The 13,535-nt window shown below is 65.0% G+C and carries 23 protein-coding genes; all 23 read right to left on the bottom strand.

Annotation, left to right across the window (positions count from 1 at the left end; genetic code table 11):
* Nucleotides 1-2: 2 nt before the first annotated feature.
* Nucleotides 3-584 (bottom strand): 30S ribosomal protein S5, encoded by a 582-nt coding sequence (rpsE, locus tag DXK32_RS05190; RefSeq protein WP_035675037.1) that lies wholly within the window; start codon nucleotides 582-584, stop codon nucleotides 3-5.
* Between the two features lie 12 nt (nucleotides 585-596).
* On the bottom strand, nucleotides 597-959 hold the full coding sequence (rplR, locus tag DXK32_RS05195; protein ID WP_014241024.1) for a 50S ribosomal protein L18: 363 nt from the start codon (nucleotides 957-959) through the stop codon (nucleotides 597-599).
* Nucleotides 960-967: 8 nt separating this feature from the next.
* Nucleotides 968-1,501, bottom strand: a complete 534-nt coding sequence (gene rplF / locus DXK32_RS05200) for a 50S ribosomal protein L6 (RefSeq protein WP_114857557.1) — start codon at nucleotides 1,499-1,501, stop codon at nucleotides 968-970.
* 13 nt (nucleotides 1,502-1,514) lie between these two features.
* Nucleotides 1,515-1,913, bottom strand: coding sequence for a 30S ribosomal protein S8 (gene rpsH, locus DXK32_RS05205; protein WP_035675041.1), 399 nt, complete (start codon nucleotides 1,911-1,913; stop codon nucleotides 1,515-1,517).
* Between the two features lie 13 nt (nucleotides 1,914-1,926).
* The gene (rpsN, locus tag DXK32_RS05210; protein ID WP_038526805.1) at nucleotides 1,927-2,232 is read right to left on the bottom strand and encodes a 30S ribosomal protein S14; all 306 of its coding nucleotides are present in this window, start codon (nucleotides 2,230-2,232) and stop codon (nucleotides 1,927-1,929) included.
* Between the two features lie 19 nt (nucleotides 2,233-2,251).
* The gene (gene rplE, locus DXK32_RS05215) at nucleotides 2,252-2,794 is read right to left on the bottom strand and encodes a 50S ribosomal protein L5 (protein WP_035675042.1); all 543 of its coding nucleotides are present in this window, start codon (nucleotides 2,792-2,794) and stop codon (nucleotides 2,252-2,254) included.
* An 11-nt stretch (nucleotides 2,795-2,805) separates the two neighbouring features.
* Complete coding sequence (gene rplX, locus DXK32_RS05220) at nucleotides 2,806-3,126, bottom strand: 50S ribosomal protein L24 (protein ID WP_088123921.1); 321 nt, start codon at nucleotides 3,124-3,126, stop codon at nucleotides 2,806-2,808.
* Entirely contained in the window at nucleotides 3,123-3,491 is a 369-nt protein-coding gene (rplN, locus tag DXK32_RS05225; RefSeq protein WP_012973215.1) for a 50S ribosomal protein L14, read from the bottom strand. Before rplN ends, rplX begins: the two co-directional genes overlap by 4 nt.
* A 17-nt stretch (nucleotides 3,492-3,508) precedes the next feature.
* The gene (gene rpsQ / locus DXK32_RS05230) at nucleotides 3,509-3,763 is read right to left on the bottom strand and encodes a 30S ribosomal protein S17 (protein ID WP_014241029.1); all 255 of its coding nucleotides are present in this window, start codon (nucleotides 3,761-3,763) and stop codon (nucleotides 3,509-3,511) included.
* 12 nt (nucleotides 3,764-3,775) lie between these two features.
* Nucleotides 3,776-3,982, bottom strand: a complete 207-nt coding sequence (gene rpmC, locus DXK32_RS05235; protein WP_114857558.1) for a 50S ribosomal protein L29 — start codon at nucleotides 3,980-3,982, stop codon at nucleotides 3,776-3,778.
* Nucleotides 3,979-4,410 carry a 50S ribosomal protein L16 gene (gene rplP, locus DXK32_RS05240; protein ID WP_014241031.1) on the bottom strand — a complete coding sequence of 144 codons (432 nt, stop codon included), beginning with the start codon at nucleotides 4,408-4,410 and terminating at the stop codon, nucleotides 3,979-3,981. Before rplP ends, rpmC begins: the two co-directional genes overlap by 4 nt.
* A gap of 15 nt (nucleotides 4,411-4,425) precedes the next feature.
* The gene (gene rpsC / locus DXK32_RS05245; protein ID WP_114857559.1) at nucleotides 4,426-5,202 is read right to left on the bottom strand and encodes a 30S ribosomal protein S3; all 777 of its coding nucleotides are present in this window, start codon (nucleotides 5,200-5,202) and stop codon (nucleotides 4,426-4,428) included.
* A 1-nt stretch (nucleotide 5,203) separates the two neighbouring features.
* Entirely contained in the window at nucleotides 5,204-5,599 is a 396-nt protein-coding gene (gene rplV / locus DXK32_RS05250; protein WP_035675046.1) for a 50S ribosomal protein L22, read from the bottom strand.
* Between the two features lie 3 nt (nucleotides 5,600-5,602).
* Entirely contained in the window at nucleotides 5,603-5,881 is a 279-nt protein-coding gene (gene rpsS / locus DXK32_RS05255) for a 30S ribosomal protein S19 (protein ID WP_014241034.1), read from the bottom strand.
* 12 nt (nucleotides 5,882-5,893) lie between these two features.
* The gene (gene rplB / locus DXK32_RS05260) at nucleotides 5,894-6,721 is read right to left on the bottom strand and encodes a 50S ribosomal protein L2 (RefSeq protein ID WP_114857560.1); all 828 of its coding nucleotides are present in this window, start codon (nucleotides 6,719-6,721) and stop codon (nucleotides 5,894-5,896) included.
* A gap of 16 nt (nucleotides 6,722-6,737) precedes the next feature.
* Nucleotides 6,738-7,055: a 50S ribosomal protein L23 gene (locus DXK32_RS05265; RefSeq protein WP_114857561.1), complete on the bottom strand. Its 318-nt coding sequence runs from the start codon at nucleotides 7,053-7,055 to the stop codon at nucleotides 6,738-6,740.
* Nucleotides 7,052-7,672 (bottom strand): 50S ribosomal protein L4, encoded by a 621-nt coding sequence (rplD, locus tag DXK32_RS05270; RefSeq protein ID WP_114857576.1) that lies wholly within the window; start codon nucleotides 7,670-7,672, stop codon nucleotides 7,052-7,054. The genes DXK32_RS05265 and rplD overlap by 4 nt, the downstream gene beginning before the upstream one ends.
* A 5-nt stretch (nucleotides 7,673-7,677) precedes the next feature.
* The gene (rplC, locus tag DXK32_RS05275) at nucleotides 7,678-8,388 is read right to left on the bottom strand and encodes a 50S ribosomal protein L3 (RefSeq protein WP_114857562.1); all 711 of its coding nucleotides are present in this window, start codon (nucleotides 8,386-8,388) and stop codon (nucleotides 7,678-7,680) included.
* A gap of 60 nt (nucleotides 8,389-8,448) precedes the next feature.
* Nucleotides 8,449-8,757 (bottom strand): 30S ribosomal protein S10, encoded by a 309-nt coding sequence (gene rpsJ, locus DXK32_RS05280; protein WP_014241039.1) that lies wholly within the window; start codon nucleotides 8,755-8,757, stop codon nucleotides 8,449-8,451.
* Nucleotides 8,758-9,213: 456 nt separating this feature from the next.
* Nucleotides 9,214-10,404, bottom strand: a complete 1,191-nt coding sequence (gene tuf, locus DXK32_RS05285) for an elongation factor Tu (protein ID WP_014241041.1) — start codon at nucleotides 10,402-10,404, stop codon at nucleotides 9,214-9,216.
* Between the two features lie 37 nt (nucleotides 10,405-10,441).
* Nucleotides 10,442-12,520 (bottom strand): elongation factor G, encoded by a 2,079-nt coding sequence (fusA, locus tag DXK32_RS05290; protein WP_114857563.1) that lies wholly within the window; start codon nucleotides 12,518-12,520, stop codon nucleotides 10,442-10,444.
* Between the two features lie 26 nt (nucleotides 12,521-12,546).
* A complete protein-coding gene (gene rpsG / locus DXK32_RS05295) occupies nucleotides 12,547-13,017 on the bottom strand; it encodes a 30S ribosomal protein S7 (protein WP_014241043.1) in 471 nt (156 codons plus the stop codon).
* A gap of 12 nt (nucleotides 13,018-13,029) precedes the next feature.
* Entirely contained in the window at nucleotides 13,030-13,401 is a 372-nt protein-coding gene (gene rpsL, locus DXK32_RS05300; protein ID WP_012973201.1) for a 30S ribosomal protein S12, read from the bottom strand.
* Between the last annotated feature and the right edge of the window lie 134 nt (nucleotides 13,402-13,535).

The raw sequence follows: 13,535 nt of genomic DNA on the forward strand, positions 1-13,535 counted from the left end.
GATCAAGCCTCCTGCGCACCGGCAGCGCCGGTTTCACGCTTGCCGAGGATGTCGCTCACGCGACGGCCGCGACGGGCGGCGACGCTGCGCGGGCTGGAAACCTGCGACAGCGCGTCGAAGGTCGCCTTGATCATGTTGTGCGGGTTGGAGGTGCCGATGGACTTCGTCACCACGTCCTGCACACCCAGCGCCTCGAAGATCGCGCGCATCGGACCGCCGGCGATGATGCCGGTACCGGCCGGAGCGGTGCGCAGCACGACCTTGCCGGCACCGAAGTGACCGTTGGAGTCGTGGTGCAGCGTACGGCCTTCGCGGAGCGGAACGCGGATCATACCGCGCTTCGCCTGGTCGGTGGCCTTGCGGATCGCTTCCGGCACTTCACGGGCCTTGCCCGATCCGACGCCGACGCGGCCCTTGCCGTCACCGACCACCACCAGGGCGGCGAAGCCGAAGCGACGGCCGCCCTTCACAACCTTGGCGACGCGGTTGATGCCGACGAGCTTTTCGATCAGCTCGCTCTCTTCCCGGTCGCGGTCGCGCGGCTGCCGATCACGGTCGCTCCGCTCGCCTCTTTCACGTGCCATTTCGGAGCCTCCTTAGAACGACAGCCCGCCCTCGCGGGCGGCGTCAGCCAGGGCCTTGACCCGGCCGTGGTAAATGTAGCCACCACGGTCGAACACGACCTCGGTGACGCCCGCCGCCTTGGCGCGCTCGGCGATGAGCGCGCCGATCTTCTGGGCGGCTTCGACGTTCCCACCGTGCTTGAGCTGCTCGCGCAGCTCCTTTTCCACGGACGAGGCCGAGGCGACCGTGCGGCCGTTCTCGTCGTCGATGATCTGGGCGTAGATGTGCAGATTGGACCGGAAAACCGAGAGGCGAGCCCGCCCGCCGGCCTTCTTGGCAATCTGCGCGCGCACGCGCTGCTTGCGGCGCTCGTGGAGTTGCTTTGGCTTGAGCATGGCGGACCTTACTTCTTCTTGCCTTCCTTGCGGATGATCGTCTCGGTGTCGTACTTGATGCCCTTGCCCTTGTAGGGCTCCGGCTTCTTCCAACCGCGGATCTCCGCAGCCACCTGACCGACCTTCTGCTTGTCGAAGCCCGACACCGAGATCGCGGTGGGCTTGTCACACTTGATGGTGATGCCCTCCGGGATCGGGTACTTGACGTCGTGCGAGTAGCCGAGCTGCATGACCAGCTCCTTGCCCTGCACGGCGGCACGGTAACCGACGCCGTTGATCTCGAGGTTGATGGTGAAGCCCTGGTTGACGCCCGTGACCATGTTGTTGATCAGGGTGCGCGAGGTTGCCCACATGATGCGGGCGCGCTTGCTGTCGTTCGCCGGGGCCACCACGACCTTGCCGTCTTCCAGCTTGGCCGTGATGTCGTCGATGAGGGTCAGGCTGAGCGAACCCAGCTTGCCCTTGGCCGACACCTGCTGGCCGTTGACGGAGACGTCAACACCAGCCGGAACCGGCACGGGATGCTTTCCAATGCGCGACATCGAAGGGTCCCCCTTAGAACACGCGGCAGAGGACTTCACCGCCGACGTTGGCGGCGCGGGCCTCATTGTCCGACATCACGCCGCGCGGCGTGGAGAGGATCGCGATGCCGAGGCCGTTGAAGACGCGGGGCAGATCGGTGATCTTCGAATAGACGCGGCGGCCGGGCTTCGACACACGGGCGATCTGCTTAATCACAGGCTCGCCTTCGTGATACTTCAGCTCGATCTTCAGGTTCTTGATGCCGGGGCGCAGCTCCTCCTCGGAGTAGCCGCGGATGTAACCCTCGCGCTTGAGAACCTCAAGCACGTTGCTGCGCAGCTTCGACGCCGGGCTCTGCACAACAGACATACGGGCGTGCTGACCGTTGCGGATGCGGGTCAGCATATCGCCGAGCGGATCGCTCAAAGACATTCTCCGACCCTCCTTACCAGCTCGACTTCACCATCCCCGGGATCTGGCCGGTCGAGGCCAGTTCGCGGAGGGTGACGCGGGACAGCTTGAACTTGCGATAGAACGCCCGCGGACGGCCGGTCATTTCGCAGCGGTTGCGGATGCGCACCTTCGAGGAGTTGCGCGGCAGTTCGGCCAGCTTGAGGCGGGCGGCGAACTGCTCTTCCGGCGGGAGGGAGCGATCGGAGGCGATGGCCTTCAGGCGGGCACGCTTGTTGGCGAACTGCTTCACCAGCTTGGTGCGACGCTTGTTCTTCTCGATGGCACTGGTCTTAGCCATGGGGTCGTGCTCCAGCCAATCAGGCCACAAACGGCATGTCGAAGGCCTTAAGGAGAGCCTTGGCTTCCTTGTCGGTCTTCGCCGAGGTGACGAAAATGATGTCCATGCCGCGGATCTGATCGATCTTGTCGTAGTCGATCTCCGGGAAAATGATCTGCTCCTTCACGCCCATGGCATAATTGCCACGGCCGTCGAAGCTGTTGCCGGGAATGCCGCGGAAGTCGCGGACACGCGGCAACGCGATCGTGACCAGGCGATCCAGGAACTCGTACATCCGCTCACGACGGAGCGTGACCTTGCACCCGATCGCCATGCCCTCACGCAGCTTGAACTGCGCGATCGACTTGCGGGACTTCGTGACGATCGGCTTCTGGCCGCTGATCGCCGTCAGTTCGCTCACCGCATTCTGGATCTTCTTGGAGTCGCCGACAGCTTCGCCGACACCCATGTTGATGACGATCTTCTCGATCCGCGGAACTTCCATGTCGTTCGCGTAGCCGAACTCAGCCTTGAGCGCGGCGCGGATCTTGGAGTCGTACACTTCCTTCAAACGTGCAGCCATTGGTCCGGTCCTCACACGTCGATGACTTCGCCGGACCGCTTGGCGACACGCACCTTGCGGCCATCCTCAAGGACCTTGAAACCGACGCGGGTCGGCTTGCCGTCCTTGGGGTCGACATGAGCAACGTTCGAGACGTTGATGGGCGCCTCGAACTCAACGATGCCGCCCTGCGAGGTGGCGCTCGGACGCTGGTGCTTCTTCACCACGTTCACGCCCTGCACGACGACACGGTTTTCCGCCGGGATGACCTTGAGGACCTCACCGGTCTTCCCCTTGTCCTTGCCGGCAAGGATGACGACCTTGTCCTTGGTCTTGATCTTCGCGGCCATCACAGCACCTCCGGCGCCAGCGAGATGATCTTCATGAACTTCTTGCCGCGAAGCTCACGAGTGACCGGCCCGAAGATACGCGTGCCGATCGGCTCGCCCTGCTTGTTGATCAGCACGGCGGCATTGCGGTCGAAACGGATCGCGGACCCGTCCTCCCGGCGCAGTTCCTTCGCGGTGCGGACGATGACGGCGCGATGCACGTCGCCCTTCTTGACGCGACCCTTCGGAATGGCCTCCTTGACGGAGACGACGATGACGTCGCCGACGGTGGCCACCTTCCGCTTGGACCCGCCAAGCACCTTGATGCACTGCACCCGGCGCGCCCCGCTATTGTCGGCGACTTCCAGGTTGGTTTGCATCTGGATCATGGTTTGTACCCTTCCGTTTACGCGGCGCCGCTAACGGCGGCGGACTCAAGCACGACCGTCCAGCGCTTGCGCTTGGAGATCGGGCGGCATTCGATGATCGAAACGGTATCGCCGACCTTGAACTGGTTGCCCTCGTCGTGGGCGGCGTACTTCTTCGACTGACGAATGAACTTCTTGTACACGGGGTGCATGACGCGGCGCTCGACCAGGACGATAACCGTCTTGTCGCCCTTGTCGCTGACCACCGTGCCCTGCAGAACGCGGCGAGGCATAGGTAGCCCTCCTTACTTGCCGGCTTCGGCCGAGCGCGAACGCTCGCCGAGGATCGTCTTGATGCGCGCGATGTCGCGACGCACCACTCGCACCCGCGCGGTGTTCTCCAGCTGGCCGGAGGCCCGCTGGAAACGCAGGTTGAACTGTTCCTTTTTGAGCTGGAGGAGCTGATCGTTCAGCTCCTCGCTGCTCTTCGCACGAACGTCGACGGGCTTCATGCCGCCACCTCCTCACCGCCGCCGAGGCGGGTCACCAGCTTGGTCTTGATCGGCAGCTTGGCGGCCGCCAGGGCGAACGCCTGCTTTGCCACATCCGCGGGCACGCCGTCCAGCTCAAACAGGATGCGGCCGGGATGAACGCGGGCCGCCCAGTACTCGGGCGTGCCCTTACCGGAACCCATGCGGACTTCGGCGGGCTTGGTGGAGACCGGCAGGTCCGGGAACACGCGGATCCACACGCGGCCCTGACGCTTCATGGCGCGGGTGATCGCGCGGCGGGCCGCCTCGATCTGGCGGGCCGTGATGCGCTCCGGCTCCAGGGCCTTGAGGCCGAAGGAGCCGAAGTTCAGCTGGGTGCCGCCCTTCGCGTTGCCGTGGATGCGGCCCTTGTGGGCCTTGCGGTACTTGGTACGCTTCGGAGAAAGCATCGCTCGTGCCCCTTACTAGCGGTCAGCCCGCTCGGAGCGGTCACGGTCGCCGCGACCACGGCCCCCACGCTCCTCACGGTCACCACGCTCGCGACGCTCGCGCCGCGGCTCGCCATCGGTCGACACCGGCTCGGTGCCCATGCGCTTGTCCTGCGCCATCGGGTCGTGCGCCATGATCTCGCCCTTGAAGACCCACACCTTGACACCGCAGGTGCCGTAGGTGGTCTTCGCGGTCGCGGTGCCGTAATCGATGTCCGCACGCAGGGTGTGCAGCGGAACGCGGCCCTCGCGGTACCACTCCAGGCGGGCGATCTCGGCGCCGCCGAGACGACCGGAGCAGTTGATCCGGATGCCCTGGGCGCCCAGGCGCATGGCCGACTGAACCGCGCGCTTCATGGCGCGGCGGAAGGCCACGCGACGCTCGAGCTGGCTGGAGATGTTCTCGGCGATGAGCTTGGCATCGATCTCCGGCTTGCGGATCTCGATGATGTTCAGGCTCACCTCGCCGCCGGCCATCTTCGACAGCTCGGTGCGCAGCTTCTCGATGTCCGCGCCCTTCTTGCCGATCACCACGCCCGGACGGGCCGAGTGGATGGTGACGCGGGCCTTCTTGGCCGGACGCTCGATGATGACGCGCGAGCAGCCGGCCTGCTGCAGGCGACCCTGCAGATAGCCGCGCAGCTTCAGGTCCTGGTGCAGCAGGTTGGCGTAATCGCGCTTGGCGAACCAACGGCTGTCCCAGGTCCGGTTGATGCCGAGGCGCAGCCCGATCGGATTGACTTTCTGACCCATCTTACTCGGCCCCTTCGGCAGCGGCGGCTTCGCGCTCACGCACGATGATCGTCAGGTTGGAGAACAGCTTCTCGACCCGCGCGCCGCGGCCACGGGCGCGGGCGTGGAAACGCTTCATCACCAGGGCGCGGCCGACCGTCGCCGAGGAGACGTACAGGCGGTCCACATCGAGCTGATGGTTGTTCTCGGCGTTGGCGATCGCGGCCTGCAGGACCTTCTTCACCTCGCCGGCGATGCGGCGCTTGGAGAAGGTCAGCTCGGCCACGGCGCTGCTGGCATCCTTGTTCCGGATGAGCTGGGCGACGAGGTTCAGCTTGCGCGGGCTGGTGCGGATCATCGGATTGGAGGCGATCGCCTCGTTCTCCGCGATACGGCTGGGGTTGGAGGGCTTGCCCATGGCTTACTTCCTCTTCGCCTTCTTGTCCGCCGCGTGCCCGTAGAAGGTGCGCGTCGGAGCGAACTCACCGAACTTGTGGCCGATCATGTTCTCGGTCACCAGAACCGGCAGGAACTTGTGGCCATTGTACACGCCGAACGTGAGACCCACGAACTGCGGCAGGATCGTCGAGCGACGCGACCAGATCTTGATGATCTCGTTGCGGCCCGAGGCCCGCGACTTGTCCGCCTTCTTGAGCAGGTAGCCGTCGACGAACGGGCCCTTCCAAACGGAGCGTGCCATCGTCCGCCCTCCTTACTTCGAATGACGGCGGCGCAGGATCAGGCCATCCGTCTTCTTGTTGTGACGAGTCTTCTTGCCCTTGGTCGGCTTGCCCCACGGCGTGACCGGATGACGGCCACCCGAGGTGCGGCCTTCACCACCGCCGTGCGGGTGGTCGATCGGGTTCATGGCGACACCACGGACGGACGGACGGATGCCCAGCCAACGGCTGCGACCGGCCTTGCCCTTGTTGGTGTTCATGTTGTCCGGGTTCGACACGGCGCCCAGGGTAGCCATGCAGTCGCCACGGACCACGCGAAGCTCGCCCGAGGGCAGCTTCAGCTGGGCGTAGCCACCGTCGCGGCCGACCAGCTGCAGGTAGGTGCCGGCCGAACGGGCCAGCTGACCACCCTTGCCGGGCTTCAGCTCGACGTTGTGCAGCACCGAACCGACCGGGATGTTCTTCAGCGGCATGGCGTTGCCGGGCTTCACATCCACCTTGTCACCGGCGATCACCGTGTCGCCCACCTTCAGACGCTGCGGCGCCAGAATGTAGGACAGGGTGCCGTCCTCATACTTGATGAGGGCGATGAAGGCCGTGCGGTTCGGATCGTACTCCAGGCGCTCGACGGTCGCCGGGACGTTGAACTTGCGGCGCTTGAAGTCCACCAGACGGTAGACGCGCTTGTGACCGCCACCCATCCGGCGCGCGGTGATGCGGCCGGTGTTGTTGCGGCCGCCGGACTTGGTCAGGCCCTCGGTGAGGGTCTTGACCGGCTTGCCCTTCCACAGCTCCGAGCGGTCGACGATGACCAGCTGGCGGAGCGACGGCGTAATTGGGCGATATTGCTTCAGAGCCATCGGATCACACTCCCGCTCAGATGCCCGTGGTCACGTCGATCTTGTTCCCCTCGGCGAGGGTCACGACGGCCTTCTTGAAGTCCGAGCGACGGCCGATGGTGCCGCGGAAGCGCTTGGTCTTACCCTTGGAAACCAGGGTGTTGACCGCCGTCACCTTCACGTTGAACAGCCCTTCGACCGCCGCCTTGATCTCCGGCTTCGACGCCGACAGCGGCACGCGGAACGTCACCTGATTGTGCTCCGACGCCATCGTCGACTTCTCGGTGATCACCGGAGCCAGGATGAGGTCGTACATCCGCTCCTGGCTCACCGCAGGTTTCGACTGCTTGCTCATTTCAGGCGAGCCTCCAGCTGCTCGACCGCGTTGCGGGTCAGGACCAGCGTATCGCGGCGAAGAATGTCGTAGACGTTGGCGCCCTGCTCCGGCAGCACGTCGATCAGCGGGATGTTGCGCGAAGCCCGAGCGAAGTTCTCGTTCAGGTTGGCGCCATCGATGATCAGGGCCGAGGTCAGGCCGAGCGAAGCGAGACGGACAGCCAGTTCCTTGGTCTTGTGGCTCTCGGCCGAAGCGGCGTCGAGGACCAGGAGCTTGCCTTCCGCGGCCTTGGTGGACAGCGCGGTCTTCAGCGCCAGCTTGCGGACCTTCTTGGTCAGGTCGTGCTCGTGCGAGCGGACGACCGGGCCGAAGATGGTCGCGCCGCCACGGAACTGGGCGGAGCGCATGGAGCCCTGACGGGCGCGGCCGGTGCCCTTCTGGCGGTACGGCTTCTTGCCGGTGCCGGAGATCTCGCTGACCGTCTTGGTCTTGTGCGTACCGGCGCGGCGCTTGGCCAGCTGCCAGTTGACCATGCGGGCCAGGATGTCCGTGCGGGACGGGAGGCCGAAGACCTCGTCGGCCAGCTCGATCTCGCCGACGGTCTCGTTGTTCAGGTTCTTAATGGTCGCCTTCATGGCCATCACTCCTGCGGCTCGGCGGCGGCTTCAGCGGCCGGCGCAGCCTTGATCCCGGCCGGGAACGGCAGACCTTCCGGAGCCTTCTTCTTCACCGCGTCGCGGATGCGGAGCCAAGCCCCCTCGGAGCCCGGAACGGCACCCTTGAGGAAGATCAGACCGCGGTCCTCATCGACCGACACGACCTTCAGGTTCAGAACCGTGACCTTCTCGTCGCCGAGATGACCGGCCATCTTCTTGTTCTTGAAGACCTTGCCGGGGTCCTGGCGGTTACCCGTCGAACCGTGCGAGCGGTGCGACACCGACACGCCGTGCGTCGCGCGCAGACCACCGAAGTTCCAGCGCTTCATCGGACCGGCGAAGCCCTTACCGATGGAAGTGCCGGTGACGTCGACGAACTGGCCCGGGACGAAATGCGCAGCCGAGAGCTCGGCGCCGACCTCGATCAGCGCGTCGGCATCGACGCGGAACTCGACCAGCTTGCGCTTGGGCTCGACGCGCGCCTTGGCGAAATGCCCGCGCTGCGGCTTCGTGACGTTCTTCACCTTGATGGCGCCTGCGCCGAGCTGGACGGCGGTGTAGCCATCCTTGTCCTCGGTGCGAACGGCGACGACCTGGCAGCTGTCGACTTTCAGCACAGTCACCGGCACGTGCTGCCCGTCGTCCGTGAAGACGCGGGTCATGCCGACTTTCTGCGCGATCAAACCGGATCGCATTGTTCTTTATCTCCTGACCAGGGACATCCTCAGAGGGAGAGGTCCCTCAACAGCAACGAATTAGAGCTTGATCTCGACGTCCACACCGGCAGCGAGGTCGAGCTTCATCAGCGCGTCCACCGTCTGCGGCGTCGGATCGACGATGTCGAGCAGACGCTTGTGGGTGCGGATTTCGAACTGCTCGCGCGACTTCTTGTCGACGTGCGGCGAGCGGTTCACCGTAAACTTCTCGATCTGCGTCGGCAGCGGGATCGGGCCCCGCACCCGAGCACCGGTCCGCTTGGCGGTGTTGACGATCTCGCTGGTCGACTGGTCGAGCACGCGATGGTCAAACGCCTTCAAGCGGATGCGGATGTTCTGGCTGTCCATGTCCAAACGTCCCTTGCACCTCGTTTCGATGACGCGACTGCGTCACCGGCACCCCAAAATCTGTCCCCCGGGGACCCGCGGCGGCAGGCGAACCGGAGCCGGCTCACCGAAGCGGTGGGCGGCGGTTCGTCTGTCCGATCTGACGGCCGATACGAAAAAGAACATCCCCCGCATCGCAATGCGGATGGATGTTCCTGGCAGCAACCGGTGCAAGTGGAGCTTGCGGTGCCGTTCGTGATCGGGCTGCGTCTAGGCCGGACGTGCCTACTACCAACCCAAATTCCAGAGGGCGTAACGTGTATGCCCTGGGCGCCCCGGTGTCAACCCACATTTTCCCCCTTGTGACAGGAGGGTGACGGGATCGGCCCGGTTCGGCGCGTCACGCCGCATTTTCGCGGATCGGCCATGCAAAAGGGGGCCGGCCCGAAGGCCGGCCCCCTTCCGCAGAACACGAACTTACTTGATGATCGAAGCGACGACGCCGGCGCCGACCGTACGACCACCCTCGCGGATGGCGAAGCGCAGGCCCTCGTCCATGGCGATCGGAGCGATCAGCTCGACTTCCATGGAGATGTTGTCGCCCGGCATCACCATCTCGGTGCCTTCCGGCAGCTTCACCATGCCCGTCACGTCGGTCGTGCGGAAGTAGAACTGCGGACGGTAGTTGGTGAAGAACGGCGTGTGACGGCCACCCTCTTCCTTCGTCAGGATGTAGGCCTCGGCCTTGAAGGTGGTGTGCGGCGTGATGCTGCCCGGCTTGGCCAGAACCTGGCCGCGCTCGACGTCCTCACGCTTCGTGCCACGCAGCAGCGCGCCGATGTTGTCGCCCGCCTCACCCGAGTCGAGCAGCTTGCGGAACATCTCGACGCCGGTCACGGTGGTCTTGACCGTGGTCTTCAGACCGACGATCTCGACTTCCTCGCCGACCTTCACGATGCCACGCTCGACGCGGCCGGTCACCACGGTGCCGCGGCCCGAGATCGAGAACACGTCCTCGATCGGCATCAGGAACGGACGGTCCTTCGGACGCTCCGGCTGCGGGATGTACTGGTCGACCTCGGCCATCAGCTTGAGGATCGCGTCACGGCCGATCTCCGGCGAACGGTCCTCCAGAGCGCACAGCGCCGAGCCCTTGACGATCGGAATGTCGTCGCCCGGGAACTGGTAGGAGGACAGCAGCTCGCGCACCTCCATCTCGACCAGCTCGAGCAGCTCCGGATCGTCGACCATGTCGACCTTGTTCATGAACACCACCAGAGCCGGCACGCCGACCTGGCGGGCCAGAAGGATGTGCTCGCGGGTCTGCGGCATCGGGCCGTCGGCGGCCGACACGACCAGGATCGCGCCGTCCATCTGCGCGGCGCCCGTGATCATGTTCTTCACGTAGTCGGCGTGGCCCGGGCAATCGACGTGGGCGTAGTGGCGGTTGGTCGTCTCGTACTCGACGTGGGCGGTCGAGATCGTGATGCCACGCGCCTTCTCTTCCGGCGCCTTGTCGATCTGGTCGTAGGCGGTGAAGGTCGCGCCGCCGCTCTCGGCCAGCACCTTCGTGATCGCCGCCGTCAGCGACGTCTTGCCGTGGTCGACGTGGCCGATCGTGCCGATGTTGCAGTGCGGCTTGTTCCGCTCGAACTTTGCCTTCGCCATGGTGTGTGCTCTCCGTCTCTTTGTCGTTCCAGCGGTTTCAGGCCATCCTGGCGCGGATGGTCTCCGCAATGGTCTGCGGCACCGGCTCGTGGTGGTCGAACTGCATCGTGTACTGCGCGCGCCCCTGACTCATCGAGCGCAGGGTGTTCACATAACCGAACATCGACGCCAGCGGAACCATCGCCAGGATCGAGCGGGCGTTGCCCCTCTGGTCCATGGCGGTGATCTGACCGCGGCGGCTGTTCAGGTCCCCGATGATGTCGCCCATGTAGTCTTCGGGCGTCACCACCTCAACCCTCATGATCGGCTCCAGAAGCATCGGGCCGGCCTTCTGCATGCCGTCGCGGAAGGCCGCGCGGGTGGCGATCTCGAAGGCGAGCACCGAGGAGTCGACGTCGTGGAAGGCGCCGTCGACCAGCGCCACCTCGAGGTCGATCACCGGGAAGCCGGCGACCACGCCGCTGTGCAGGGAGGCCTCCAGCCCCTTCTGCACGCCCGGAATGAACTCCTTGGGCACGGCGCCGCCGACGACCTTGTTCCGGAAGACGAAGCCGCTGCCGGCGGGCAACGGTTCGAAGACCAGCCTGACGCGGGCGTACTGGCCGGTGCCCCCGGTCTGCTTCTTATGGGTGTAATCGATCTCGGCGGTTCTGGTGATGGTCTCGCGGTACGCCACCTGCGGCGCGCCGACGTCCGCATCCACCTTGAACTCCCGCTTCATGCGGTCGACGATGATTTCCAGATGCAGTTCGCCCATGCCCTTGATGATCGTCTGACCGCTCTCATGGTCGACGGACACGCGGAAGGACGGATCCTCCTGGGCGAGGCGGGTCAGCGCCATGCTCATCTTTTCCTGATCGGCCTTGGATCTCGGCTCGACGGCCACCTCGATGACCGGTTCCGGAAACTCCATCCGTTCCAAGACGATGGGCTTGGCGGGATCGCACAGCGTGTCGCCGGTCGTCGTGCTCTTCAACGCGGTGAAGGCGACGATGTCGCCGGCGTGGGCCTCGTCGATGTCCTCGCGGCTGTTGGCGTGCATCAGCAGCATGCGGCCGATGCGCTCCTTCTCGTCCTTGCCGGCGTTCAGCACGGCGGTACCGGAGGCGACTGTGCCGGAATAGACGCGAACGAAGGTCAGCGCCCCGACGAAGGGGTCGTTCATGATCTTGAAGGCGAGCGCCGAAAAGGGAGCGGCGTCGTCCGGTGCGCGCTCGTCGGCGTCGGGGCTGCCGACGCGGTGTCCCCGCACCGCCCCGATGTCAACGGGGGCCGGCAGATAGTCCACCACGGCGTCCAGCATCGGCTGGATGCCCTTGTTCTTGAAGGCCGAGCCGCAGAGGACCGGCACGAAGCGCAGGCCGATCGTGCCCTTGCGGATGCAGGCGCGGAGCGTCTCCTCGGACGGATCCTGACCGGACTCGAGATAGGCCTCCATGGCCGCGTCGTCGAGTTCCAGGACGGCGTCGAGCAGCGCCTGACGATGGCGCGCGGCGGCGTCCTTCAGGGCGTCCGGAATGTCGGTGTAATAGAATTCGGCGCCCAGCGTCTCTTCTTTCCAGACGATGGCGCGCATGGCGACCAGATCGACGACGCCGACAAAGCTGGCCTCGGACCCGATCGGAAGCTGGAGAACGAGCGGGAAAGCGCCCAGCCGTTCCTTCATCATGGCGACGCAGCGGAAGAAGTCCGCGCCGGTGCGATCCAGCTTGTTGACGAAACACATGCGGGGCACGCCGTACTTGTCGGCCTGCCGCCACACGGTTTCGGACTGAGGCTCCACCCCCGCAACGGAGTCGAACACCGCAACCGCACCGTCGAGCACGCGCAAGGACCGTTCGACCTCAATGGTGAAGTCGACGTGGCCCGGCGTGTCGATGATGTTGATGCGGTGGTCGCGCCAGAAGCAGGTCGTGGCCGCGGAGGTGATGGTGATGCCCCGTTCCTGTTCCTGCTCCATCCAATCCATCACCGCGGTGCCCTCGTGCACCTCGCCGATTTTGTACGACTTTCCAGTGTAGTACAAAATCCGCTCGGTGGTCGTGGTCTTACCGGCATCGATGTGAGCCATGATGCCGATGTTGCGGTAACGGTTCAGGGGATGGGAACGGGGCATGACAAGCACCTGGGCCGGTGGGTGCCTTACCAGCGGTAGTGCGAGAAGGCCTTGTTGGCTTCCGCCATACGATGGGTGTCTTCGCGCTTCTTCACGGCGGTGCCACGCTGGTTGGCGGCATCCAGAAGCTCACCCGACAGACGCTCGGTCATGGTGTTTTCCGAGCGGGCGCGGGCGGCGCCGATGAGCCAACGGATGGCCAGGGCCTGAGCGCGGTCCGTGCGGACCTCGACCGGAACCTGGTAGGTGGCGCCACCGACGCGACGCGAGCGCACTTCGAGGTGCGGCTTCACGTTCAGCAGGGCGTCGTGGAAGACCTGAACCGGCTCGTTCTTGGTCTTGGCCTCGATGCGGCTGAGCGCGCCGTAGACGATGCGCTCGGCGGCGGACTTCTTGCCGTCCAGCATCAGGCAGTTCATGAACTTGGTCAGGACGCGGTCGCCATACTTGGCGTCCGGCAGGACCTCACGCTTCTCGGCGCGACGACGACGGGACATCGTGAATACTCCTTACTTCGGACGCTTCGCGCCGTACTTCGAACGACGCTGCTTACGGTCCTTCACGCCCTGGGTATCGAGCGTGCCGCGGATGATGTGGTAGCGAACGCCGGGAAGATCCTTCACACGGCCGCCGCGGATCATAACCACCGAGTGTTCCTGGAGGTTATGGCCTTCACCGGGGATGTAGGAGGTCACTTCGAAGCCGTTCGTCAGGCGAACGCGGGCGACCTTACGCAGAGCCGAGTTCGGCTTCTTCGGCGTGGTCGTGTAAACGCGGGTGCAGACGCCACGCTTCTGCGGGCACGCCTCCATCGCGGGAACCTTATTGCGCGCGGCCAAGGGCTCGCGCGGCTTACGGATCAACTGGTTGATCGTCGGCATATCTGCCCTTCATCCCTTCAGGTCGATCGGCCGGCGGAGCCGGACCGATTGGAAAATCGCCCGGCGGCACCGGACGATGCAAAAGCCCGCCTGCGAAGCCTGAGGGGCTTCGAGCGGGCCCAATGGTCGATCGC

Origin of the sequence: Azospirillum brasilense (assembly GCF_003349955.1) — a bacterium.
In the GTDB taxonomy this organism is placed as follows: Bacteria; Pseudomonadota; Alphaproteobacteria; order Azospirillales; family Azospirillaceae; genus Azospirillum; species Azospirillum brasilense_B.

What these genes read in the sequence shown, in the direction of transcription:
- rplD (WP_114857576.1), bottom strand. Translation starts at nt 7,672, where the DNA reads ATGAAGGCGACCATTAAGAACCTGAACAACGAGACCGTCGGCGAGATC.
- rpsJ (WP_014241039.1), bottom strand. Translation starts at nt 8,757, where the DNA reads ATGGACAGCCAGAACATCCGCATCCGCTTGAAGGCGTTTGACCATCGC.
- rpmC (WP_114857558.1), bottom strand. Translation starts at nt 3,982, where the DNA reads ATGAAGCCCGTCGACGTTCGTGCGAAGAGCAGCGAGGAGCTGAACGAT.
- rpsL (WP_012973201.1), bottom strand. Translation starts at nt 13,401, where the DNA reads ATGCCGACGATCAACCAGTTGATCCGTAAGCCGCGCGAGCCCTTGGCC.
- tuf (WP_014241041.1), bottom strand. Translation starts at nt 10,404, where the DNA reads ATGGCGAAGGCAAAGTTCGAGCGGAACAAGCCGCACTGCAACATCGGC.
- rplB (WP_114857560.1), bottom strand. Translation starts at nt 6,721, where the DNA reads ATGGCTCTGAAGCAATATCGCCCAATTACGCCGTCGCTCCGCCAGCTG.
- rpsS (WP_014241034.1), bottom strand. Translation starts at nt 5,881, where the DNA reads ATGGCACGCTCCGTTTGGAAGGGCCCGTTCGTCGACGGCTACCTGCTC.
- rplE (WP_035675042.1), bottom strand. Translation starts at nt 2,794, where the DNA reads ATGGCTGCACGTTTGAAGGAAGTGTACGACTCCAAGATCCGCGCCGCG.
- rplV (WP_035675046.1), bottom strand. Translation starts at nt 5,599, where the DNA reads ATGGGCAAGCCCTCCAACCCCAGCCGTATCGCGGAGAACGAGGCGATC.
- rpsE (WP_035675037.1), bottom strand. Translation starts at nt 584, where the DNA reads ATGGCACGTGAAAGAGGCGAGCGGAGCGACCGTGATCGGCAGCCGCGC.
- rplC (WP_114857562.1), bottom strand. Translation starts at nt 8,388, where the DNA reads ATGCGATCCGGTTTGATCGCGCAGAAAGTCGGCATGACCCGCGTCTTC.
- rplP (WP_014241031.1), bottom strand. Translation starts at nt 4,410, where the DNA reads ATGCTTTCTCCGAAGCGTACCAAGTACCGCAAGGCCCACAAGGGCCGC.
- fusA (WP_114857563.1), bottom strand. Translation starts at nt 12,520, where the DNA reads ATGCCCCGTTCCCATCCCCTGAACCGTTACCGCAACATCGGCATCATG.
- rplR (WP_014241024.1), bottom strand. Translation starts at nt 959, where the DNA reads ATGCTCAAGCCAAAGCAACTCCACGAGCGCCGCAAGCAGCGCGTGCGC.
- rplN (WP_012973215.1), bottom strand. Translation starts at nt 3,491, where the DNA reads ATGATCCAGATGCAAACCAACCTGGAAGTCGCCGACAATAGCGGGGCG.
- rplF (WP_114857557.1), bottom strand. Translation starts at nt 1,501, where the DNA reads ATGTCGCGCATTGGAAAGCATCCCGTGCCGGTTCCGGCTGGTGTTGAC.
- DXK32_RS05265 (WP_114857561.1), bottom strand. Translation starts at nt 7,055, where the DNA reads ATGAGCAAGCAGTCGAAACCTGCGGTGAGCCAGGAGCGGATGTACGAC.
- rpsN (WP_038526805.1), bottom strand. Translation starts at nt 2,232, where the DNA reads ATGGCTAAGACCAGTGCCATCGAGAAGAACAAGCGTCGCACCAAGCTG.
- rpsH (WP_035675041.1), bottom strand. Translation starts at nt 1,913, where the DNA reads ATGTCTTTGAGCGATCCGCTCGGCGATATGCTGACCCGCATCCGCAAC.
- rpsC (WP_114857559.1), bottom strand. Translation starts at nt 5,202, where the DNA reads ATGGGTCAGAAAGTCAATCCGATCGGGCTGCGCCTCGGCATCAACCGG.
- rpsG (WP_014241043.1), bottom strand. Translation starts at nt 13,017, where the DNA reads ATGTCCCGTCGTCGTCGCGCCGAGAAGCGTGAGGTCCTGCCGGACGCC.
- rpsQ (WP_014241029.1), bottom strand. Translation starts at nt 3,763, where the DNA reads ATGCCTCGCCGCGTTCTGCAGGGCACGGTGGTCAGCGACAAGGGCGAC.